Origin of the sequence: Thalassobellus citreus (assembly GCF_044385915.1) — a bacterium.
Classification (GTDB): domain Bacteria; phylum Bacteroidota; class Bacteroidia; order Flavobacteriales; family Flavobacteriaceae; genus Thalassobellus; species Thalassobellus citreus.
Map to the genome: position 1 here is coordinate 43135 of NZ_JBISCC010000110.1, position 20187 is coordinate 63321.

19 protein-coding genes are annotated in these 20187 nt (G+C 32.7%); 12 read left to right on the forward strand and 7 right to left on the reverse strand.

Annotation, left to right across the window (positions count from 1 at the left end):
- Nucleotides 1–7: 7 nt before the first annotated feature.
- From ACH5TX_RS01930 to surE, 4 genes are read right to left on the reverse strand one after another with little or no spacing between them, the layout of a single operon-like run.
- A complete protein-coding gene (locus ACH5TX_RS01930; RefSeq protein ID WP_439337871.1) occupies nucleotides 8–580 on the reverse strand; it encodes a C40 family peptidase in 573 nt (190 codons plus the stop codon).
- A gap of 9 nt (nucleotides 581–589) precedes the next feature.
- Nucleotides 590–1702, reverse strand: coding sequence for a lipid-A-disaccharide synthase (gene lpxB / locus ACH5TX_RS01935; protein WP_439337872.1), 1113 nt, complete (start codon nucleotides 1700–1702; stop codon nucleotides 590–592).
- On the reverse strand, nucleotides 1702–1983 hold the full coding sequence (locus tag ACH5TX_RS01940) for a hypothetical protein (RefSeq protein WP_439337873.1): 282 nt from the start codon (nucleotides 1981–1983) through the stop codon (nucleotides 1702–1704). The genes lpxB and ACH5TX_RS01940 overlap by 1 nt, the downstream gene beginning before the upstream one ends.
- Before the next feature lie 22 nt (nucleotides 1984–2005).
- Nucleotides 2006–2779 (reverse strand): 5'/3'-nucleotidase SurE, encoded by a 774-nt coding sequence (gene surE, locus ACH5TX_RS01945; RefSeq protein WP_439337874.1) that lies wholly within the window; start codon nucleotides 2777–2779, stop codon nucleotides 2006–2008.
- A 180-nt stretch (nucleotides 2780–2959) separates the two neighbouring features.
- On the opposite strand from surE, the gene ACH5TX_RS01950 reads away from it, so the two are divergent.
- Nucleotides 2960–5098, forward strand: a complete 2139-nt coding sequence (locus tag ACH5TX_RS01950) for a carboxy terminal-processing peptidase (RefSeq protein WP_439337899.1) — start codon at nucleotides 2960–2962, stop codon at nucleotides 5096–5098.
- An 8-nt stretch (nucleotides 5099–5106) separates the two neighbouring features.
- Nucleotides 5107–6201, forward strand: a complete 1095-nt coding sequence (locus ACH5TX_RS01955; protein ID WP_439337875.1) for an ABC transporter permease — start codon at nucleotides 5107–5109, stop codon at nucleotides 6199–6201.
- Between the two features lie 152 nt (nucleotides 6202–6353).
- Here ACH5TX_RS01955 and ACH5TX_RS01960 read toward each other — a convergent pair whose 3' ends face one another.
- From ACH5TX_RS01960 to ACH5TX_RS01970, 3 genes are all read right to left on the reverse strand, one after another.
- Complete coding sequence (locus tag ACH5TX_RS01960; RefSeq protein ID WP_439337876.1) at nucleotides 6354–6815, reverse strand: hypothetical protein; 462 nt, start codon at nucleotides 6813–6815, stop codon at nucleotides 6354–6356.
- A gap of 154 nt (nucleotides 6816–6969) precedes the next feature.
- A complete protein-coding gene (gene yihA / locus ACH5TX_RS01965) occupies nucleotides 6970–7575 on the reverse strand; it encodes a ribosome biogenesis GTP-binding protein YihA/YsxC (protein ID WP_439337877.1) in 606 nt (201 codons plus the stop codon).
- A 48-nt stretch (nucleotides 7576–7623) separates the two neighbouring features.
- Complete coding sequence (locus ACH5TX_RS01970; RefSeq protein WP_439337878.1) at nucleotides 7624–8388, reverse strand: alpha/beta fold hydrolase; 765 nt, start codon at nucleotides 8386–8388, stop codon at nucleotides 7624–7626.
- A gap of 290 nt (nucleotides 8389–8678) precedes the next feature.
- Here ACH5TX_RS01970 and mraZ point away from each other — a divergent pair, with 290 nt between their 5' ends.
- The 10 genes from mraZ to murC all read left to right on the forward strand — a co-directional run bounded on the left by mraZ (nucleotide 8679) and on the right by murC (nucleotide 20167).
- A complete protein-coding gene (mraZ, locus tag ACH5TX_RS01975) occupies nucleotides 8679–9149 on the forward strand; it encodes a division/cell wall cluster transcriptional repressor MraZ (protein ID WP_439337879.1) in 471 nt (156 codons plus the stop codon).
- Entirely contained in the window at nucleotides 9136–10032 is an 897-nt protein-coding gene (rsmH, locus tag ACH5TX_RS01980; protein ID WP_439337880.1) for a 16S rRNA (cytosine(1402)-N(4))-methyltransferase RsmH, read from the forward strand. The genes mraZ and rsmH overlap by 14 nt, the downstream gene beginning before the upstream one ends.
- On the forward strand, nucleotides 10032–10349 hold the full coding sequence (locus tag ACH5TX_RS01985; RefSeq protein ID WP_439337881.1) for an FtsL-like putative cell division protein: 318 nt from the start codon (nucleotides 10032–10034) through the stop codon (nucleotides 10347–10349). Before rsmH ends, ACH5TX_RS01985 begins: the two co-directional genes overlap by 1 nt.
- A 63-nt stretch (nucleotides 10350–10412) precedes the next feature.
- Nucleotides 10413–12371 carry a PASTA domain-containing penicillin-binding protein gene (locus ACH5TX_RS01990; protein WP_439337900.1) on the forward strand — a complete coding sequence of 653 codons (1959 nt, stop codon included), beginning with the start codon at nucleotides 10413–10415 and terminating at the stop codon, nucleotides 12369–12371.
- Nucleotides 12368–13831: a UDP-N-acetylmuramoyl-L-alanyl-D-glutamate--2,6-diaminopimelate ligase gene (locus ACH5TX_RS01995; RefSeq protein WP_439337882.1), complete on the forward strand. Its 1464-nt coding sequence runs from the start codon at nucleotides 12368–12370 to the stop codon at nucleotides 13829–13831. The genes ACH5TX_RS01990 and ACH5TX_RS01995 overlap by 4 nt, the downstream gene beginning before the upstream one ends.
- Before the next feature lies 1 nt (nucleotide 13832).
- Nucleotides 13833–15074 carry a phospho-N-acetylmuramoyl-pentapeptide-transferase gene (gene mraY, locus ACH5TX_RS02000; protein WP_439337883.1) on the forward strand — a complete coding sequence of 414 codons (1242 nt, stop codon included), beginning with the start codon at nucleotides 13833–13835 and terminating at the stop codon, nucleotides 15072–15074.
- A 36-nt stretch (nucleotides 15075–15110) separates the two neighbouring features.
- The gene (gene murD / locus ACH5TX_RS02005) at nucleotides 15111–16502 is read left to right on the forward strand and encodes a UDP-N-acetylmuramoyl-L-alanine--D-glutamate ligase (RefSeq protein WP_439337884.1); all 1392 of its coding nucleotides are present in this window, start codon (nucleotides 15111–15113) and stop codon (nucleotides 16500–16502) included.
- Between the two features lie 22 nt (nucleotides 16503–16524).
- Entirely contained in the window at nucleotides 16525–17718 is a 1194-nt protein-coding gene (locus ACH5TX_RS02010; RefSeq protein WP_439337885.1) for an FtsW/RodA/SpoVE family cell cycle protein, read from the forward strand.
- Complete coding sequence (gene murG, locus ACH5TX_RS02015) at nucleotides 17718–18818, forward strand: undecaprenyldiphospho-muramoylpentapeptide beta-N-acetylglucosaminyltransferase (RefSeq protein ID WP_439337886.1); 1101 nt, start codon at nucleotides 17718–17720, stop codon at nucleotides 18816–18818. The genes ACH5TX_RS02010 and murG overlap by 1 nt, the downstream gene beginning before the upstream one ends.
- A complete protein-coding gene (gene murC / locus ACH5TX_RS02020; protein WP_439337887.1) occupies nucleotides 18815–20167 on the forward strand; it encodes a UDP-N-acetylmuramate--L-alanine ligase in 1353 nt (450 codons plus the stop codon). The genes murG and murC overlap by 4 nt, the downstream gene beginning before the upstream one ends.
- Nucleotides 20168–20187 lie beyond the last annotated feature (20 nt).

Genomic DNA, 20187 nt, shown 5'->3' on the forward strand with positions numbered 1-20187 from the left:
AAATATCTTATAATATTTTACGAGCTTCAAAAAAGGCTTTATGCCAATACGTTTCATTTAGCCATGATGTAATAACGCCTTTGCTACTTGTGGCATGAATAAATTGAATGTTATTGTTTTTTATAGCAACAATTAATCCTACGTGATTAATGGTGTTTCTTTTGTTTCCAGTTTTAAAGAATAATAAATCGCCTTTAATAACATTTTTTAATGAAACTTTTTTGCCTCGTTTTGCCATGTCTCTTGATATTCTAGGTAATAAAATATCGTAAGCTTTAAAAGATTCAAAAATTAGTCCAGAACAATCCATTCCAGATTTTGTGGTGCCACCCCATTTGTAGCGTACACCTTCAAACTGCTTTGCGTAATTTATTATGTTTTCTGATGTTGTATATGCATTGGTTCTAGAACGAACATGATTGTTTTTAGTGTCAGTAATAATTTCATCTTTCGTATTTACAACATCAGTTTTTTTGGTGATTACTCTTGAAGAAGATGTTTTTCTGCTTTTAGCTCGCTTTGAAGATTTACAACTGCTAAAGCTTGCTATTATTATGAGTATTAAAACAATTTGCTTCATCTAAATAATTTAGGCTTTAATAGTGTTGTAAATTAATTCCGCTGTTTTTTTGCTGGCACCTTTTCCGCCTAAGGCTTTCTCTAAATCGTAATAATCAACAAAAAGCTTTTTACGTGTTTCTGTATTTAAAATATTTTCAAGTTCTTTTTTTAGGCTTTTTTTATTGAAATTGTTCTGAATAAGTTCAATAACAACTTCTTTATCCATAACTAAATTTACTAGCGAAATATATTTAAGAGTAATAATTTGCTTTGCAATAAAGTATGAAATTGCACTTCCTTTATAGCAAACTACTTGTGGTACTTTAAATAAAGCTGTTTCTAAAGTTGCTGTACCCGATGTTACTAATGCAGCAGTTGATATGCTTAATAAGTCATACGTTTTATTTGCAATAAATTGTACTTGCGATGATTTAATAAAGGTTTGGTAAAAACTATAATCTTGACTTGGTGCTCCAGCAATTACAAATTGGTAATCTGGAAAATCATTTACTAGACTAAGCATTACAGATAGCATTTCTTTTATTTCTTGCTTCCTACTACCAGGGAGTAAAGCTATAATGGGATTGTCTCCTAGTTTATGTGTTTTTCTAAATTCATATTCATCTACTTGATTTCTGTTAGATATAGCATCAATAAGCGGATGTCCTACAAATTCAACTTTATAGTTGTATTTGTTATAAAAATCTTCAACAAAAGGAAGAATCACATACATTGCATCTATATCATGCTTAATAGCTTTCACTCTGCTTGCTCTAGAAGCCCATACTTGTGGTGAAATATAATAATGAGTTTTAAAATTTTCTTGTTTTGCCCATTTGGCGATGCGTAAATTAAAACCAGAATTATCTATAAAAATAACAACATCAGGATTAAAATTTTTAATATCTTCTTTACAAAAGGAAATGAGTTTAAATATTTTATTGAGGTTCATAATAACTTCAATAAATCCCATAAATGCACGCTCTTTGTAATGTTTTACTAAGGTGCCGCCAGTGGCTTGCATGAGGTCACCACCCCAAAATCTAATATCGGCATTTACATCTTCGTTTAGTAATGCTTTCATTAGGTTTGAACCATGTAAATCACCAGATGCTTCTCCAGCAAGAATGTAATACTTCATTAAAAAAGTTTAAATATAAAAGTAAATACTGCAATAAAAACGGTTATTAATAATACCCCTCTAGCTCTATAATCTTGTTTTTTTCTTATAAAAATAAAAAAGGCAATTAGATTTAGAATAGCGCCTAAGCTAATTAGTTTCCCTAAAAAACCTTCATCAGCAGCTGCTTTAATTACAGTTGTAAAATCATCACCTTGGCCTAATAAAGTTGCTGCTATAAAAAGACCAATTGCGTTTGCTATAAGTCCAACAAGTAATCCTATAAAAATTTCTTTTTTCATGTATGCTAAATGCTTTTCAGTATTATAAATTCCAAGTTTTTAATTTTTTAATAGTATGATGAGCTGTTAAATCGAATTGAACAGGAACTAATGATACATAGCCGTTTTCTAAAGCCCATTCATCAGTGTCTTCTCCTCCATCTAAATTAACAAATTTTCCAGTAAGCCAATAATAATCTTTGCCTTGAGGTGTTTTGCGTTTATCAAATTCTTCTACCCAATTAGCTTTTGCTTGTCTGCAAATTTTAATGCCTTTTATTGCTTTTTCAGAAAGGTTAGGAATATTAACATTTAAAACAATACCACTAGGCAAACCTTCTTTTAAAACATTTTTTGTAATGGTTTTAATGTATGTTTTCGATGCTTCAAAATTGGCATTCCATGTGTAGTCAAGCAACGAGAATCCTATGGCAGGAATACCTTCAATACCAGCTTCAATGGCAGCACTCATAGTGCCAGAATAAATAACATTTATTGATGAATTGGAACCATGATTTATGCCTGAAACACATAAATCGGGTTTTCTAGGAGACAATTCTCTAATAGCTAATTTAACGCAATCGGCGGGTGTGCCAGAGCAACTATACTCTTTTTTTTGCGTTTTATTATCTATATTTATCTCTTCGGCATGCAAGGTCGAATCTAGCGTAATAGCGTGTCCCATGCCGCTTTGTGGGCTGTTAGGAGCTACCACAATAACATCGCCTATAGTTTCCATAATACTTATAAGCGTCCTAATACCAGGGGCAGTAATGCCGTCGTCGTTAGTAACTAAAATAAGGGGTTTTTCTGTCATTTGTAATGTTGCAATAAGTCTCGCTAAAATACATAATTTACTAACGAAATTGCTTATTTCTTCGCTTTAACAAAAAATTAGTAGCAATAGCCTTTATTGGCATGGTTTTTTCTTTATTTTAGTGGAAAAATGTTGGACTTTGTTCTGTGGGTCAAGAAAAATAAATTTATGAAAAGAATTATGAAGAGAAATTATAAAATATTATCACTATTATTATTGTTAGCGTTTGCGTCGTGTAGCTTTACATCAAAAACGTTTGATAATCCAGATAAGGATAAGTTGTTAATACAAGTGATAACGTTTGTTTTAGAGCAAGGTCATTTTGATCCGGTAGAAATAAATGATGATTTTTCAGCTGAATTATTTAACGATTATGTGAAAGTTATAGATCCGGTTAAACGTTATTTCTATCAATCGGATATTAAAGATTTCGAAAAGTATAAATTAAATATTGATGACCAATTAAAAGCTACCGATATTACATTTTTTAATATAACAAATGAAAGATTGCTTAGGCGTATTGATGAAGCTAAAGAAATATATAAAGATTTATTATCTAAGCCTTTTGATTATACTATTGATGAAACATATGAAACAGATTACGATAAAATAGGCTTTGCTAAAAGTAAAAAAGAAATGAAAGACAGGTGGAGAAAATTACTTAAATTCTCTACACTTTCTAATTATGACGACCTTCAAACAGAAGAAAAGCAACTTAAAGAAAAAGATGCGTCTTATATAATGAAAACAGATGCAGAAATAGAAAAACAAGCACGAGAATCAACTTTAAAATCACTTGATATTTTATTTAACGATTACATAGATGATAAAGAGCGAGAAGATTACTTTGCGGAATATGTTAATACTATTGTTGAAGAGTTCGATCCGCATACTTATTATTTAGCACCTAGAAACAAAGAAGATTTCGATCAGCGTATGTCTGGTAAACTTGAGGGTATTGGAGCTAGACTTCAAAAGAGAATGGATTATATTAAAATTGTAGAATTAATTTCAGGTGGCCCAGCATGGAGAAGTAATGAGCTTGAGGTGGAAGATGTTATTTTGAAAGCAAAGCAAGAAGATGAGGAGTTTCCTGTAGATCTTGTTGGTATGCGAATTAGTGATGCCATTAAGTATATAAAAGGACCAAAAGGGACAAAAGTAACTTTAACTATAAAGAAAGTAGATGGTTCTATAGAAGATATAACTATTACAAGAGATGTAGTTGAGTTAGTTGAAACCTATGCAAAAGCATCGTTGGTTACAAAAGACGATAAAAAGTTTGGTGTTATTAATTTACCTGCGTTTTATGTAGATTTTAAAGATTATAAAAATGTTAATGCTGCTAAAGACGTTAAGAAGGAAATCGAGCGTTTAAAGGCTGATGGAATGGAAGGTTTGGTGTTAGATTTGCGTAATAATGGAGGTGGTTCCTTGCCTGCTGTTGTAGAAATGGCTGGTTTGTTTATAAAAGACGGGCCTATTGTTCAAGTGCGTTCTACGGGAGAGGCTAAAGATGTTTTAAGAGATAGAGATAAGTCTATTTCTTGGGATGGACCATTAGTTATTTTGGTAAACGAAATATCGGCTTCAGCTTCAGAAATTATGTCGGCAGCAATGCAAGATTATAAAAGAGCCGTTATTATTGGAAGTAAACAAACCTATGGAAAAGGAACGGTTCAAAATGTTGTAAATCTGAATAATATGCTAAGAAATAATACGAGTGGCGATCTTGGTGCATTAGCGGTAACAACTCAAAAATACTATAGAATTAATGGTGGTTCTGTACAATTAGAAGGTGTTAAAAGTGATGTAGAAGTGCCAGGTAGGTTTAGTTTTATTAATGTAGGAGAAAAAGATAAAGATAACCCGTTACCTTGGGATGAAATTGATGCAGCCGATTATACGCCTTGGGAAAATTACTTTGATTATAATGCTACAATTACTAAAAGTAAAGAACGTATGAGTAATAATGAGCAATTAAAGCTTATTGAAGAAAATGCCAAATGGGTGAAAAGTAAGATAGATGAAACGCTTTATTCTTTAAATTATAAAAAATATAAAGAGCAGTTAGAAGAAAATGATGATGAAGCAAAACAGTTTGATGCGATTTCAGATTATAAAACGAATTTAACGTTTGATTCTACAACTTATGAAAAATCACTTTTTGAGTCTGATACTACCGATTTAAAAGAAAAACGAGTACGTTGGCATGAAAATTTAAGTAAGGATGTTTATGTTGAAGAGGCTTTAAATGTATTAGAAGATTTAAAAACATCGTATCCTATTAAAAAAGTGGCAACAGCTGTAAAAAATTAAGATGATTGATGAGTCATAAATCAAACTCACTAAAACAATTAGCGCTCCAAAAGTTTAAAAAGAACTTTTGGGGCGTTTTTAGTTTCTATTTTATTGTGTTTGTAGGTTTTGTTTCGGTGTTTGCGTATGTGTTTGCACCAGATAATTCGCAATATGCGAATCAAATGCATTTGTCTATTCATTCAGAAAAACCAGGGTTTACAGTTAATATAATTACGTTGCCTTCAGAATTAAAAATGGAACAAAGTACTTTTGATAAATTGTTCTTTGGAAAAAAAAATACAGATACCGAAATCCCTATTTCTGCCTATGCTATTAATGAAAAGACATTAACATATACAGAATACGCAGCCGATGGCTTAAAAGGTGTCGAAAAAACAGTGAGTTTAAATAGTTTTCCAGAGAAAAATTCAGCTAGTTATATAAAAGAAAAAACCTTTCTTTTTGGTACAGATAAGTATGGGCGCGATTTATTAAGTCGTGTGTTGGTTGGTGCTAGAATATCTTTTTTTATTGGTTTTGTGGCGGTATTTATTTCGTTAATTATAGGTGTTTTTATGGGGAGTATTGCGGGCTATTTTGGAGGTAAAATAGATGCTGTTATTATGTGGATTATTAATGTTACTTGGTCTATTCCTACCTTGTTATTGGTTATTGCTATAACCTTGGCTTTAGGTAAAGGTTTTTGGCAAGTATTTATTGCCGTTGGGCTTACTATGTGGGTTGAGGTAGCTAGAGTAGTGCGCGGACAAATAATTAGTGCCAAAGAAATGCAATATGTAACGGCGGCAAGAGCGCTTGGTTTTAACGATTTTAGAATAATTACCAAACATATTTTGCCTAATATAATGGCTCCGGTTATAGTAATATCAGCAGCTAATTTTGCGGGTGCTATTTTAATTGAAAGCGGACTTAGTTTTCTAGGTATAGGTGCACAACCACCAATGGCAAGCTGGGGTGCTATGATTAAAGATCATTACAATTATATTATATTAGGAAAGCCGTATTTAGCCGTTATACCAGGGCTTTGTATTATGAGTTTAGTTATGGCATTTATGCTTATTGGGAATGCTTTGCGTGATGCTTTGGATGTGAAGAGTTAGGAGGTGTTTGTTTAACGGTAACGTGTAATATTAGTGCTGCGTTTAAGTACTACTTTAATAAATAGAAACTTACCAGCGGAAAATTTTACAAGAATTTTCTAAGTAGGCTAAAACCAGTCATTAATTTTATGCTTTGTTTTGAGACGTTTTATTTAGTTATTGTTTAAAAGAATCGATTTATATTCTTTTAACATTTTATAAGCGAATAATTCTTCTTCAGTCAATATGCAATCGTTAGAAAAGAATAATGACTCTTTTGTTTTGTTGTTCTTAAAGCTTAATATCTCGTCTTGAAGTGGGGAATTTAATTCCAATGAATATGTTTTATTGTTGCCATAAATTGATATTTCTATTTTTTGTATTGCAAAAAACCATTCATTTGTTAGTCCATGGTTTGGTCTTACGTCAAGTTTGTATTTTCCAATATTTACGGATTCTTCATTTTTAATTTGCTTTAGATAACCTTCTTTGAAAATGAATTTGTTTTTTGATTTTATTTCACACCAAGGTTTGTTTTCAATAATGTTTTTAAATTTTTTAAGCGCATCTTTTTTAGTATTAGGAAAACAGGATGCTAATAAAAAAATGAATATTAAGAGGGTGATTTTTTTCATGCTTTATATCTAATGCTAAACAAATATAGCTAAAATTTCTGACAGATTTAAGCGTGTGAATTAAGAGTGTCTTACGCGTTTTCTAGAGTATTTTGTATAGTTATTCTAGTTTTTTAAGCTAAAAAAAATCGATGTAAATTAGAAATAAGAAAACTTAGTCTAAGTTCAAATTCTCATTCAAACTATCAATATATTTTAAAACCTCGTCTTTACCAATGTCTTTAGATGATGAAGTGATAAAATAATTCGGCATGTCTTCCCAAGTTTCTAGAAGTATATTCTTGTAAGCTTCCACATGGTCGTTAATAGCTTTTGGTCTTAGCTTATCGGCTTTGGTAAAAATAATAGAAAAGGGGATGCCGTTTTCTCCCATCCATTTCATGAAATCTAAGTCTACAGGCTGAGGTGTATGTCTAATATCTACTAAAACAAAAGCGGTAACAAGTTGCTCGCGCAGGCCAAAATATTGAGTTATAAATTTTTGAAATACTTTTTTAGAACTTTTAGAAACACGAGCATAACCATAGCCAGGTAAATCTACCAAGTGCCAGTTTTTATTAATTAAAAAGTGATTTATAAGCTGTGTTTTTCCTGGTCTTCCAGATGTTTTTGCTAAGCTTTTTCGGCTAGTAAGCATGTTTATTAAAGACGACTTTCCAACATTACTTCTGCCTATAAATGCATACTCGGGTAACATGCTTTTTGGGCATTTAGCAACATCAGAGTTACTCATAACAAATTCAGCCGACTTAATTTTCATATTTTAGTATTTCCGAGAAATCGGGAGTTTTATTAATTGAATCTTAATTTAAAGGTTTCTTTTTTGAAACCAAGTGTCAAGTATAGTGTTAAACTCATCAGGATGTTCCATCATAGCAGCATGCCCGCATTTATCAATCCAATATAAATCTGAATCTGGTAAAAGTTCATTAAACTCTACTGCAACTTCAGGAGGTGTTACATTGTCATTTTTACCCCAAATAATACAAGTTGGTGTATGCATATTTGGTAGGTCTTTAGACATATTGTGTCTTATGGCGCTTTTTGCAATAGCTAAGGTTTTTATAAGTTTATTTCTGTCGTTTACAGTTTCGTAAACTTCATCTACAATCTCTTTTGTAGCAACCTCAGGGTCGTAAAAAACATCTTGAGCTTTCTTTTTTATAACCTCATAGTCACTACGTTTGGTGTAGCCTCCACCCATTGCGCTTTCGTAAAGTCCCGAACTCCCTGTAATTATAAGAGCTTTTACTTTTTCTGGGTATAGTTTTGTATGGTACAAGCCTATATGTCCACCAAGCGAGTTTCCTAATAAAATAACTTCATCTAAACCTTTAAATTCTATAAAGTCATGTAAATACTTAGCGAAACTTTTTACGTTGGTTTTAAGTAAAGACATTGAGTATATGGGTAGTTCCGGTATGATAACTTTATACCCTTTTTTGCTAAAAAAATCAGAAACACCATTAAAGTTACTGAGTCCTCCCATTAAACCGTGTAATACAATTATAGGGGTGCCTTCACCAGTTTCAATATAACTGAAATCTTTTTCTTTTTTTAAACGATGCGCCATTAATTAGTCATTGCGTTAAAAACAAATATAGGTAAATCATTCATAGTTTCAATGATTTTAATTGTTCTGCAAAAATAATAGTTTTTAACCAAGATGTTAACAATACATCTCTTTTTTAATCTTTTTCTGTAATAGGTTGAAAGTGAGTGGTGGTGCTATTTTTTTTGCGAAAAAGCTGTTCTAAAACACGTTTAATCGAAAATTTATTAACAAAGTGGTATAAAGTGGTAAAATGTGGTAAAATTTTCGATATATTTGAATCTTAAAGATTTAAACTTTATTCAATTGCTTTGAGCTTATTAACAGGGACATACGAATGTAAAGTAGATGCCAAAGGCAGACTAATGATGCCTGCTGCGATAAAAAAGCAGTTAGTTTCGGTGTTGCAAGATGGTTTTGTATTGCGTCGTTCGGTGTTTCAGAAATGCTTAGAGTTGTACCCAATGAGTGAGTGGCAGGTGTTAATGCAAAAAATGAATAAGTTAAATAAGTTTAAAAAGAAGAATAACGATTTTATTCGTCGTTTTACTGCAGGAGCAAAAATAGTTGAGGTGGATGTTAATGGGCGTTTATTAGTGCCTAAAGATCTGACGGTTTTTGCTAATATTTCAAAAAATATAGTGGTAGCATCTGCTATAAATATTATTGAGATTTGGGATAAAGATTTGTACGAGCAAGCTATTGATGATGCGTCTTTAGATTTTGCAGATTTAGCTGAAGAAGTAATGGGACAAGATGATGATGACTATGGAATATCATAATCCAGTATTGTTAACAGAAACTGTTGACGGTTTAAATATTAAAGAAGATGGCGTTTACGTGGATGTTACTTTTGGTGGTGGCGGACATAGTAAAGAAATATTAAAAAGACTTGGTGAAAAGGGGAGGTTGTTTGCTTTTGATCAAGATTTAGATGCTCTTGAGAATGTAATTGATGACAGTCGGTTTACATTAATAAATGAAAATTTTAGATACATAAAGCGTTTTTTAAGGTTTCATGGTGTGAAACAGGTTGATGGTGTTTTGGCGGATTTTGGCGTGTCGTCTCATCAATTTGATGTTGCGGAACGTGGTTTTTCTACACGGTTTGAAGCGGATTTAGATATGCGAATGAATCAGGAAAATGAATTGTCTGCATATCATGTGGTTAATGATTATGAGGAAGAACAATTGAAGGATGTGTTTTTGCAATATGGGGAGTTGAGAGCGGCTCCAGCGATGGCTAGGTTAATTGTAGAGCATAGAAAAACAGACTCTATAATTACGAGTGAACAGTTAAAAACGGTGTTGAGGAAGTTTTTACCGCCACGACATGAAAACAAAGTGTTGGCGCAAATATATCAAGCTATTAGGATTGAAGTGAATCAAGAGATTGAAGCTTTAAAAGAATTTTTGCTTCAAACGCCAGAGATTTTAGTTAAAGGAGGTCGGTTAAGTTTTATCTCTTATCATTCGTTAGAAGATAGATTAGTGAAACGTTTTATAAGAAACGGATTGTTTGAAGGAGAGCCAGAGCGTGATATGTTTGGGAATTTTGAAGTGCCACTTAAAAAGGTGAACGGTTTGATAGTGCCTAGTAAAGAAGAAATAAAAATAAATAGCAGAGCAAGAAGTGCGAAACTAAGAGTAGCAGAAAAATTGTAATGAAAAAAAATATCTATAACATATTAAAAGGTACTTTTTTAATTAGCGATGATTCTTTTAAGAGTTGGCGTTTTATTTTGTTTCTCTCTGGGTTGGCTATTGTTATGATTGCGAGTTCGCATAGTGCAGATAAAAAAGTATATGAAATTGTTAGGCTAACAAATGAGGTTAAAGAAATGCGATCGGCATTTGTAGATGGTCGCTCTAAACTAATGCGGCTTAAAATGGAATCTGTAGTTATAGATAAGATGAAGGTGAAAGGATTGTCGCCCTCGTTAATTCCAGCGAAAAAGATAAAAGTTAAATCTCAAAATTAAAGCAGAACCTTGGCAGTAAACGAAAGAGGCATATTAAACCGATTGTATTTTATAGCAGGATGTATGTTCATCTTCGGTATTGCTGTGCTGTTTAAATTGTTTAGTATTCAGTTTTTACAAGGTGATAAGTATCGCGATTTGGTTGAAAAACGAGATGTGAAGAATGTAACAATTCCTGCTAATAGAGGGAATGTGTATGCAGACGATGGGAGTTTGTTAGCGACTTCTATTCCTAAATACAATATTGCTATAGATGCGGTTGTCGCTCCAGTAAATAAGTTTGAAGAATTTATAAAGCCTTTGTGTGATTCTTTGTCTGGCTATTCAGGTAAATCTTCTAGTTATTACGAAAAGGCTATTAGGAAAGCGCGCATCAATAAAAACCAATATTTATTGTTGGCAAAGAATATTAATTATACAGACTATATGCGGTTTAGGAATTTTCCGCTTTTGAAGTTTGGCGCAATTCCTGGTGGACTTATTGTGAATCAGAAAACAAAACGTGAGTTTCCAATGGGTGAAATTGCTCAGAGATCTATAGGTTATGAACGCTTTGATGATGCTGGGAATGTAACGAGAGCAGGGATTGATGGTGCTTTTGGTGAAAAGTATTTAAGAGGGACTAGTGGTAAACGATTAAAGCAGAAAATAGGAAAGAATAAGTGGAAACCGTTAACAGATTATAATCAAGTGGAGCCAAAGGATGGTTATGATGTTTATACAACTATTGATGTAAATATTCAAGATATAGCACATCATTCATTACTTGGTCAATTAAAGTATTATGAGGCTGAGCATGGTTGTGTTGTTGTCATGGACGTAAAAACGGGAGAGATAAAAGCTATTTCTAATTTAGCAATAACCAATAATGGTAATTATTACGAAAAACGAAATTATGCAGTTTGGGAGTCGCATGAGCCAGGGTCAACATTTAAAGTAATGGCTTTAATGGCTGCGTTAGAGGATAAGGTTATAGATACTGCTACGGTTGTTGATACAAAAAAAGGTGTTAAGCGTTTTTATGGTAGAAATATTTATGATTCGCATCACGGGGGGTTTGGTAAAATATCTGCTGCTAGAGCGCTTGAAGTGTCTTCTAATATAGGGTTAGCTACATTGATTGATGATAATTATTCCGATAAGCCTAAACAATTTATAAAGCGTATTAAAAGTTGGAATCTTGATAAGCCTCTTGGTGTTTCTATCAAAGGAGAAGGGGTGCCAGATATTCCAGAGCCAGGTGATAAGAAATGGAGTAAAAATGCATTGCCATCAATGGCTTATGGATATAATTTGAGTCTAACGCCATTGCAAACATTGACGTTTTATAATGCCATTGCTAATAATGGTGAAATGGTGAAACCAAGGTTTATTAAGGCTGTTAAAGAATTTGATAAAGAAATAGAGGTCTTTGATAAAGAAGTGACTATTAAGAAAATATGCTCTGATAAAACGCTTAATGAAATCAGAGAGATTTTAAAGAATATTGTGGTTCGTGGTACGGGGAAAAAATTGTATTCACCTGATTTTTCTATGGCAGGAAAAACTGGGACAGCACAAACTGAATATTGGATGGCAGATTGGAAAGAAAACAAAAGGTATATCTCATCTTTTGCAGGGTATTTTCCTGCTGAGAATCCTAAGTATTCTTGCATTGTGGTTATTCATAAACCTAGTATAAAAAAAGGGTATTATGGAGCGGATGTGACAGGGCCAGTGTTTAAAAGGATAGCTCAAAAAATATTTACTGATACGCCTGTTGTTGATGAGGTTGAGTCTCTTGATGTTAAGATGGGGCTTATTGATAATAAGTATGATCAGTTTTATGAAACGGTTAAAACTTATAAAACTATTATGCCAAATGTAGTAGGTATGCCGGCAATGGATGCTTTGGCGCTTTTAGAAAATATGGAAGTTAAAGTGAAGGTAAAGCTTAGTGGGAATGGTGTTGTAAAAGAGCAGTCGGTAAGTAAAAGTCAAAAATTAAAAAATAATCAAACAATTGTTTTAAAAGCTTCATGATAGCATTAAAAGATATATTATATAAGGTTACCTTAAATGCTGTAATAGGAAATACAAGTGTTGAAATTAATGCTGTGTATTTTGATTCTAGAAGTGTGCAAAAAGGCGATGTTTTTGTAGCTGTAAACGGTAGTGTTGTTGATGGTCATAAATATATAGATGTAGCAATTAATAACGGAGCTATTGCAGTTGTTTGTGAGGTTGTGCCAGAAAATATAGTAGATGGTGTTACGTATGTTGAGGTAGATAATTCTAGTAAAGCGCTAGCAATTATGGCATCAAATTTCTATGGCATACCATCAGAAAATTTAAAACTTGTTGGAGTTACAGGAACAAATGGTAAAACAACGGTTGCAAGTTTGTTATTTCAGTTGTTTAAAAATGCAGGTTTTAAAGTTGGCTTATTGTCTACGGTTAAAATCATGGTTGATAATAAAACCTACAAAGCAACACATACAACGCCAGATTCATTAACTATAAATAAGTATTTAAAGGAAATGAATGATGAGGGGGTTGAGTTTTGTTTCATGGAAGTAAGCTCGCACGGTATTCATCAAAATAGAACCGAAGGCTTGCGTTTTGAAGGTGGAATATTTACCAATTTATCGCACGATCATTTAGATTATCATAAAACTTTTGCAGAATATAGAGATGTTAAAAAGGTGTTTTTTGATTGTTTGCCTTCTCAAGCATTTGCATTGGTAAATGTTGATGATAAAAATGGTTTGGTAATGCTTCAAAATACCAAAGCAAAAAAATATACCTATGCTTTAAAAGGCTATGCCGATTATAAAGCACAGATATTAGAAAATCAATTCGGTGGCTTGTTATTGAAGGTTAATGATAGCGAAGTCTGGACTCGATTGATAGGGAACTTTAATGCTTATAATGTATTGGCTATTTACGCTACTGCGGAATTATTAGGATTTGAAAAAGTAGAAGTGCTTCGATTAATAAGTGATTTAGAAAATGTGAGTGGACGTTTTCAATACATCGTTTCAAACGAAAAAATAACGGCTATTGTTGATTATGCGCATACGCCTGACGCTTTAAAGAATGTTTTAGAAACCATTAATAGTATCCGAACAAAAAACGAAGAGCTTATTACGGTTGTTGGTTGTGGAGGAGATAGAGATAAAACAAAGCGACCAAAGATGGCGCATATAGCTTCGGCTTTAAGTACTAAAGTCATTTTCACAAGTGATAATCCACGAAGTGAAAAACCAGAAGTTATTTTAAGTGAAATGGAACAAGGGGTGGAACCTCAAAATTTCAAAAAAACATTAACCATTGAAGATAGAAAACAGGCTATAAAAGCAGCGTGTCAAATTGCTCAACCTAATGATATTATTCTAATTGCAGGAAAAGGACATGAAACCTATCAGGAAATTAATGGTGAGCGTTTTGATTTTGATGATTATAAAATAGTGCAAGAACTTTTAAAACAATTACAAAAATAATATGCTGTATTATTTATTTGAATATTTAGAAAAACAATTCCAATTTCCTGGAGCATCACTTTTTGGTTTTATAACCTTTAGAGCTGCTTTTGCTATGATTTTGTCGTTGCTTATATCTACAATTTATGGTAAACGTATTATTCGTTTTCTTCAGAAAAAACAAATGGGTGAAACCATTAGGGATTTAGGTTTAGAAGGTCAAAAAGAAAAAGCGGGCACGCCAACCATGGGTGGTTTAATCATCATTTTGGCAACATTAATTCCTGTGCTGTTGTTAGCTAGATTAGAAAATATATACATCATTCTTTTAATAGTTACAACTCTTTGGATGGGGACTATCGGTTTTATTGATGATTATTTAAAAAAGTTTAAAAATGATAAAGAAGGTTTAAAAGGTCGATTTAAAGTTACTGGGCAAGTAGGTTTAGGGATTATTGTCGGAGCTACTTTGTTTTTTCATCAAGATGTTACCATGAAAGAAAAATTGCCTATTAATGAGCAACAAGTTCTTTTGGCGGAAAACCCAAATTTATCTCCTTCAAAATTATTTCAAGATGAAGTGAAATCAACTAAAACAACAATTCCTTTTGTAAAGAATAATGAGTTTGATTATGCCGATTTAATTACTTGGATGAATCCGGAATGGGCTAAATATGCTTGGGTGGTTTTTATTCTGGCCTCTATTTTTATTATTACAGCAGTGTCAAATGGTGCGAATCTTACTGATGGAATTGATGGGCTTGCCGCAGGTACATCTGCAATAATTGTTCTCACTTTAGGAATTTTTGCTTTTGTGTCTGGTCGTATCGATTTTTCAGAATACCTCAATATTATGTATATCCCAAGTATTGGAGAAATTACAATATATATAGCTGCGTTCGTAGGAGCGCTTATTGGGTTTTTATGGTACAATACGTATCCGGCACAAGTGTTTATGGGGGATACAGGGAGTTTAACTATTGGTGGTATTATAGCGGTTATTGCTATTGCTGTTAGAAAAGAGTGGTTAATACCTGTGTTATGTGGTATATTTTTAGCTGAAAATTTATCGGTGGTCATGCAGGTAAGTTGGTTTAAGTATACCAAGAAAAAGTTTGGAGAAGGACGACGCATTTTTAAAATGTCGCCATTGCATCACCATTATCAAAAGTTAGGATATCACGAAAGTAAAATAGTTACACGTTTTTGGATTGTAGGCATATTGCTCGCCATTCTTTCTATTGTAACATTGAAAATAAGATAATAATTGTCATTCCTGCGAAAGTGGGAATCTCATGAAATGAAAAAGGAAAATATAAAACAAGCAAGTGGTCAGCTCTCCTCCTCTGGAGGAGTTGGAGGAGGCTTTTTGGTCATATTAGGAGGCGGAGAAAGCGGTGTTGGTACAGCGCTTTTAGGAAAGGAAAAAGGATATCAAGTTTTTGTTTCCGATAAGGGGAAAATAAAAGAAAAGTACAAAGAAGTTCTTATACATAATGAGATTGAATGGGAAGATGAAAAGCATACGGAAGCAAAAATTCTGAATGCAGATGTCGTTATGAAGAGTCCAGGTATTCCAGATAAAGTGTCTTTAGTAAAACAAATTCATGAAAAAGGAATACAGGTAGTTTCAGAAATTGAATTTGCAGCAAAATTTACAGATGCAACTATTGTGGGGATTACAGGGAGTAACGGTAAAACAACAACTGCTACGTTAACGCATCACATTTTGAAGCAGGAATTAAATGTGGGGTTGGCAGGAAATATTGGAGATAGTTTTGCTAAACAGATTTTAGAGGAAGATTTTGAGAATTACGTATTAGAGATTAGTAGTTTTCAGTTAGATGATATTGTCGATTTTAAACCTAAAATAGCTGTAATAACAAATATTACACCCGATCATTTGGATAGATATGATTATCAGTTTGAAAATTATATCGCTTCAAAATTTAGAATCACTCAGAATCAAACGTCAGATGATTATTTGATTTATGATGCCGATGATGATGTTATAGTAAATCATTTAAAAAAGAATCCAGTTCAATCTACATTATTGCCATTTTCATTAGAAAAAACTATTGAAAACGGTGCGTATTTAGATAAAGAGAATATAAAAATAACAATAAACAACAACCAGATACTTATGCCGACAAGAAATTTGACTTTAGAAGGAAAACACAATGTTAAGAACGCAATGGCTGCTACTACGGTAGCACATTTGTTAAAGATTAGAAAACAAACTATTAGAGAGAGTTTGGAGAATTTTCAAGGTGTGGAACATCGATTAGAGCAAGTGCTTAAAATTAATAAAGTACAGTATATAAACGATTCTAAAGCAACTAATGTAAATGCAACTTATTATGCTTTAGAAAGTATGGATGCGCCTACGGTTTGGATTGTAGGAGGTGTTGATAAGGGTAATAATTATCAAGAGTTGTTTCAGTTTGTAAACGAAAAAGTAAAGGCTGTTATCTGTTTAGGTGTTGATAATGAAAAACTAATAAGCACCTTTGGTAATATGGTTGATGTTGTTGTTGAAACCCAATTTATGAGTGAGGCAGTTAAAATTGCTTATAAAATTGCAGAAAGTGGAGATAATGTATTGTTGTCTCCTGCATGTGCTAGTTTTGATTTGTTTGAAAACTATGAAGACAGAGGGCGCCAATTTAAAAATGCAGTAAGAAATTTATAAGTCATAAAATTAAAAAGAAAGCGTGCAAGCATTATTTAAAAACATAAAAGGAGATCGGTTAATTTGGGCTATTGTGGCGTTGTTGGCAATATTGTCTTTTTTACCAGTTTATAGTGCTGCAAGTGATTTGGCGTATAGCAAATATGATGGAAATACGTTTATTTCATTTGTAAAACATTTTATGCATTTGTTTTTAGGTTTTGCTATTATGTATGGGGTTCATAAAATTCCATATAAGTATTTTAAAGGTTTGTCTTTGGTAATGATGCCTGTAATTTTAGTACTCTTAGTTGTTACTATGTTGCAAGGAACAGTCATGGGAGGAGCGAGTGCTAGTAGATGGATTAAAATTCCAATAGTGGGGATGTCTTTTCAAACTTCAACGCTGGCGTTTGTTGTTTTAATGGTTTATGTGGCGCGTTATATATCTAAAATAAAAGACGAAGATGTTACATTTAAAGCTTCTATTATACCGCTTTGGGTGCCTGTTTTTATGGTGCTTGGTTTAATATTGCCGTCAAATTTTTCAACAGCAGCTATTATGTTTTTAATGGTAATGATATTGGTTTTTCTTGGTGGATATCCAGTACGTTATTTAGGTGTTATTTTAGGAACAGGATTAGTAGCTTTAGTCTTCTTTGTGATGGTGGCTAAGTTAACAACGGGGCCACTTCATGTTAAAGTAACAACTTGGGAAAATAGGATTAAAAACTTTTCAAATAAAGAAGATACACAAGCCGATTATCAAATAGAAAAGGCAAAAGTAGCTATAGCCTCAGGGCAAATATGGGGTGTAGGACCAGGTAAAAGTGTTCAGAAACACGCGTTGCCACAGTCGTCATCCGATTTTATTTTTGCCATTATTATTGAAGAATATGGTTTACTAGGAGGTTTGTCTATTATGCTTTTGTATATGTGGCTGTTGTTTAGAATTGTTATTGTATCCCAAAAGGCTGATACTATTTTTGGTAAATTATTAGTGTTGGGTGTTGGGTTACCAATAGTGTTTCAAGCCTTAATAAATATGGCTGTTGCGGTAGAATTATTTCCTGTAACTGGGCAAACATTACCGTTAATTAGTAGTGGTGGTACTTCTATTTGGATGACCTGTTTAGCGATAGGGATTATATTAAGTGTAAGTGCAAAAAGAGAAGAGATTAAAGAACAAGAAATAAATGAAGATAATCCGTTAGAAATTTTATCTGAAGCAATATAATGAGTCGTTACAAAATCATATTATCAGGAGGAGGAACAGGAGGGCATATTTATCCTGCAATTGCTATTGCAAATGAATTGAAGAGTCGTTTTCCAGAAGCACAATTTTTGTTTGTTGGTGCTCAAGATAGAATGGAGATGGAGAAAGTGCCGCAAGCAGGATATGAGATTGAAGGGTTATGGATTACTGGAATTCAACGTAAGCTAACTGCTAAAAACTTGATGTTTCCTTTTAAACTGATAAGTAGTTTGTGGAATGCTAGAAAAATTATAAAAGTATTTAAGCCAGATGTCGTTATTGGTACAGGTGGTTTTGCAAGCGGACCATTATTGCATGTGGCTGCTTCTAAAAAAATACCAAGTTTAATACAGGAACAAAATTCGTATCCAGGTATTACAAATAAGCTATTAGCTGGAAAAGCTAAAAAAATATGTGTAGCCTATGATGGGTTAGAGCGGTTTTTTCCGAAAGATAAAATTGTAAAAACAGGAAATCCTGTGCGACAAGGTTTGTTGGATATTGAAGAAAAAACAGTTGAGGCTAAAGATTTTTTCAACTTAAAGCATGGTAAATATACACTTTTAGTGTTGGGTGGAAGTTTAGGTGCAAGACGCATAAATGAATTGATTGAAAGAGAATTGGAGTTTTTAGATATGCAAAACATCCAAATAATATGGCAATGTGGTAAATTATATTATCAGCAATATAAAATCTATAATAACACAAAAAACGTACAGGTTTATGAGTTTTTGAATAATATGGATTTGGCTTACGCAGCTGCCGATATTGTAATATCTAGAGCAGGAGCGGGTTCGGTTTCAGAGCTTTGTATTGTAGGTAAGCCAGTAGTGTTTGTGCCGTCTCCTAATGTTGCGGAAGATCATCAAACTAAAAATGCTATGTCTATTGTGAATAGTAATGCTGCCATGATAATTAAGGAAGAAGATTTAGATGCCGATTTTCAAAATAAATTTTCACAGTTAGTAGCGTCTCCTGAAAAGCAAAAGGAATTAGGAGAGAATATAAAAAAGTTAGCATTAGTAAATGCAACAAAACAAATAGCAGATGAAGTTGAAAAACTTCTGAAAAAAAATAAATGAGTTTAGAGAATATAAATAGCGTGTTTTTTGTTGGTATTGGCGGTATTGGTATGAGTGCCTTGGCTCGATATTTTAAAGCGAATAATAAACAGGTTGCTGGTTACGATAAAACGCAGACAGAAATCACAGATGCTTTAGTGTCTTTGGATATTGATATTCATTTTGAAGATGGTATTGAAAACATAAACGCTAATTTTTTAAATACTGAAAGTACTTTGGTTGTATATACGCCAGCGGTTCCTAAAAATCATGTTGAATTAAATTATTTTAAGAGTAATGGTTATCAGGTTTTAAAACGTTCTGAAGTTTTAGGATTAATTACCGAACACACATTTTGTTTAGCGGTAGCGGGTACGCATGGTAAAACAACAACAACTAGTATTCTTGGTCATTTAATGAAAGAATGCAACGTGCCATTAACAGCTTTTTTAGGAGGGATTAGTGAAAATTATAATTCTAACTTAATATTAAACGGTACAGATGTATCTGTAGTTGAAGCTGATGAGTTCGATCGTTCTTTTTTAACATTATCTCCAGATTTAGCTTGTATCACTTCAATGGATGCCGATCATTTAGATATTTATGGTGAAGTTGATGCTTTAACGGATTCTTTTAAAGAATTTTCAGAAAGAATAAAACCAAATGGGAAGTTGTTTGTTAAAAACGGATTGCCATTAAAAGGAATAACTTACGGTATAGAAGATGATTCAGATTATGCCGTTCAAAATATAAAAATAGAAAATGGAGCTTATGTTTTTGATGTTAAAACACCAAAAACAGTACTAGAAAATATACAATTTAACCTACCAGGTAGACATAATTTGTCGAATGCATTAATAGCCTTGGCGATGGCTGTAGAATATGGTTGTCCTCACCAACAGCTCGTCAAAGCTTTAGCATCTTATAAAGGTGTAAAACGACGATTTACGTATCAAATAAAAACAGATAATCTTGTTTTTATAGATGATTACGCGCATCATCCAGAAGAAATTAATGCGGTACATCAAGCCGTGAGAGAAATGTATCCAAATAAAAAAGTGTTGGCTATTTTTCAGCCTCATTTGTATAGTAGAACACGCGATTTTATAGACGATTTTGCAAAAAGTTTGTCTCAGTTTGATGCATTGATATTACTAGATATATATCCAGCAAGAGAATTGCCAATAGAGGGTGTTACATCAGAATGGTTGTTAAGTAAAATTGATAATAAAAAGAAGCAATTAGTTAGTAAAAAGGATTTGTTAAAGCAGATACATAAAAGTGATGCTGAAATTATATTAACTATTGGTGCTGGCGATATAGGAGAACAAGTTAAATATATTAAAAAAGAATTTACTGTTGCGAGTTAATTGGAATTACATAAAGATGT

Bases quoted from the DNA above. Each gene is read 5' to 3' on its own strand.
- ACH5TX_RS01930 (WP_439337871.1), bottom strand. From the start codon at position 580: ATGAAGCAAATTGTTTTAATACTCATAATAATAGCAAGCTTTAGCAGT.
- lpxB (WP_439337872.1), bottom strand. From the start codon at position 1,702: ATGAAGTATTACATTCTTGCTGGAGAAGCATCTGGTGATTTACATGGT.
- ACH5TX_RS01940 (WP_439337873.1), bottom strand. From the start codon at position 1,983: ATGAAAAAAGAAATTTTTATAGGATTACTTGTTGGACTTATAGCAAAC.
- surE (WP_439337874.1), bottom strand. From the start codon at position 2,779: ATGACAGAAAAACCCCTTATTTTAGTTACTAACGACGACGGCATTACT.
- ACH5TX_RS01950 (WP_439337899.1), top strand. From the start codon at position 2,960: ATGAAGAGAAATTATAAAATATTATCACTATTATTATTGTTAGCGTTT.
- ACH5TX_RS01955 (WP_439337875.1), top strand. From the start codon at position 5,107: ATGAGTCATAAATCAAACTCACTAAAACAATTAGCGCTCCAAAAGTTT.
- ACH5TX_RS01960 (WP_439337876.1), bottom strand. From the start codon at position 6,815: ATGAAAAAAATCACCCTCTTAATATTCATTTTTTTATTAGCATCCTGT.
- yihA (WP_439337877.1), bottom strand. From the start codon at position 7,575: ATGAAAATTAAGTCGGCTGAATTTGTTATGAGTAACTCTGATGTTGCT.
- ACH5TX_RS01970 (WP_439337878.1), bottom strand. From the start codon at position 8,388: ATGGCGCATCGTTTAAAAAAAGAAAAAGATTTCAGTTATATTGAAACT.
- rsmH (WP_439337880.1), top strand. From the start codon at position 9,136: ATGGAATATCATAATCCAGTATTGTTAACAGAAACTGTTGACGGTTTA.
- ACH5TX_RS01985 (WP_439337881.1), top strand. From the start codon at position 10,032: ATGAAAAAAAATATCTATAACATATTAAAAGGTACTTTTTTAATTAGC.
- ACH5TX_RS01990 (WP_439337900.1), top strand. From the start codon at position 10,413: ATGTTCATCTTCGGTATTGCTGTGCTGTTTAAATTGTTTAGTATTCAG.
- ACH5TX_RS01995 (WP_439337882.1), top strand. From the start codon at position 12,368: ATGATAGCATTAAAAGATATATTATATAAGGTTACCTTAAATGCTGTA.
- mraY (WP_439337883.1), top strand. From the start codon at position 13,833: ATGCTGTATTATTTATTTGAATATTTAGAAAAACAATTCCAATTTCCT.
- murD (WP_439337884.1), top strand. From the start codon at position 15,111: ATGAAAAAGGAAAATATAAAACAAGCAAGTGGTCAGCTCTCCTCCTCT.
- murG (WP_439337886.1), top strand. From the start codon at position 17,718: ATGAGTCGTTACAAAATCATATTATCAGGAGGAGGAACAGGAGGGCAT.
- murC (WP_439337887.1), top strand. From the start codon at position 18,815: ATGAGTTTAGAGAATATAAATAGCGTGTTTTTTGTTGGTATTGGCGGT.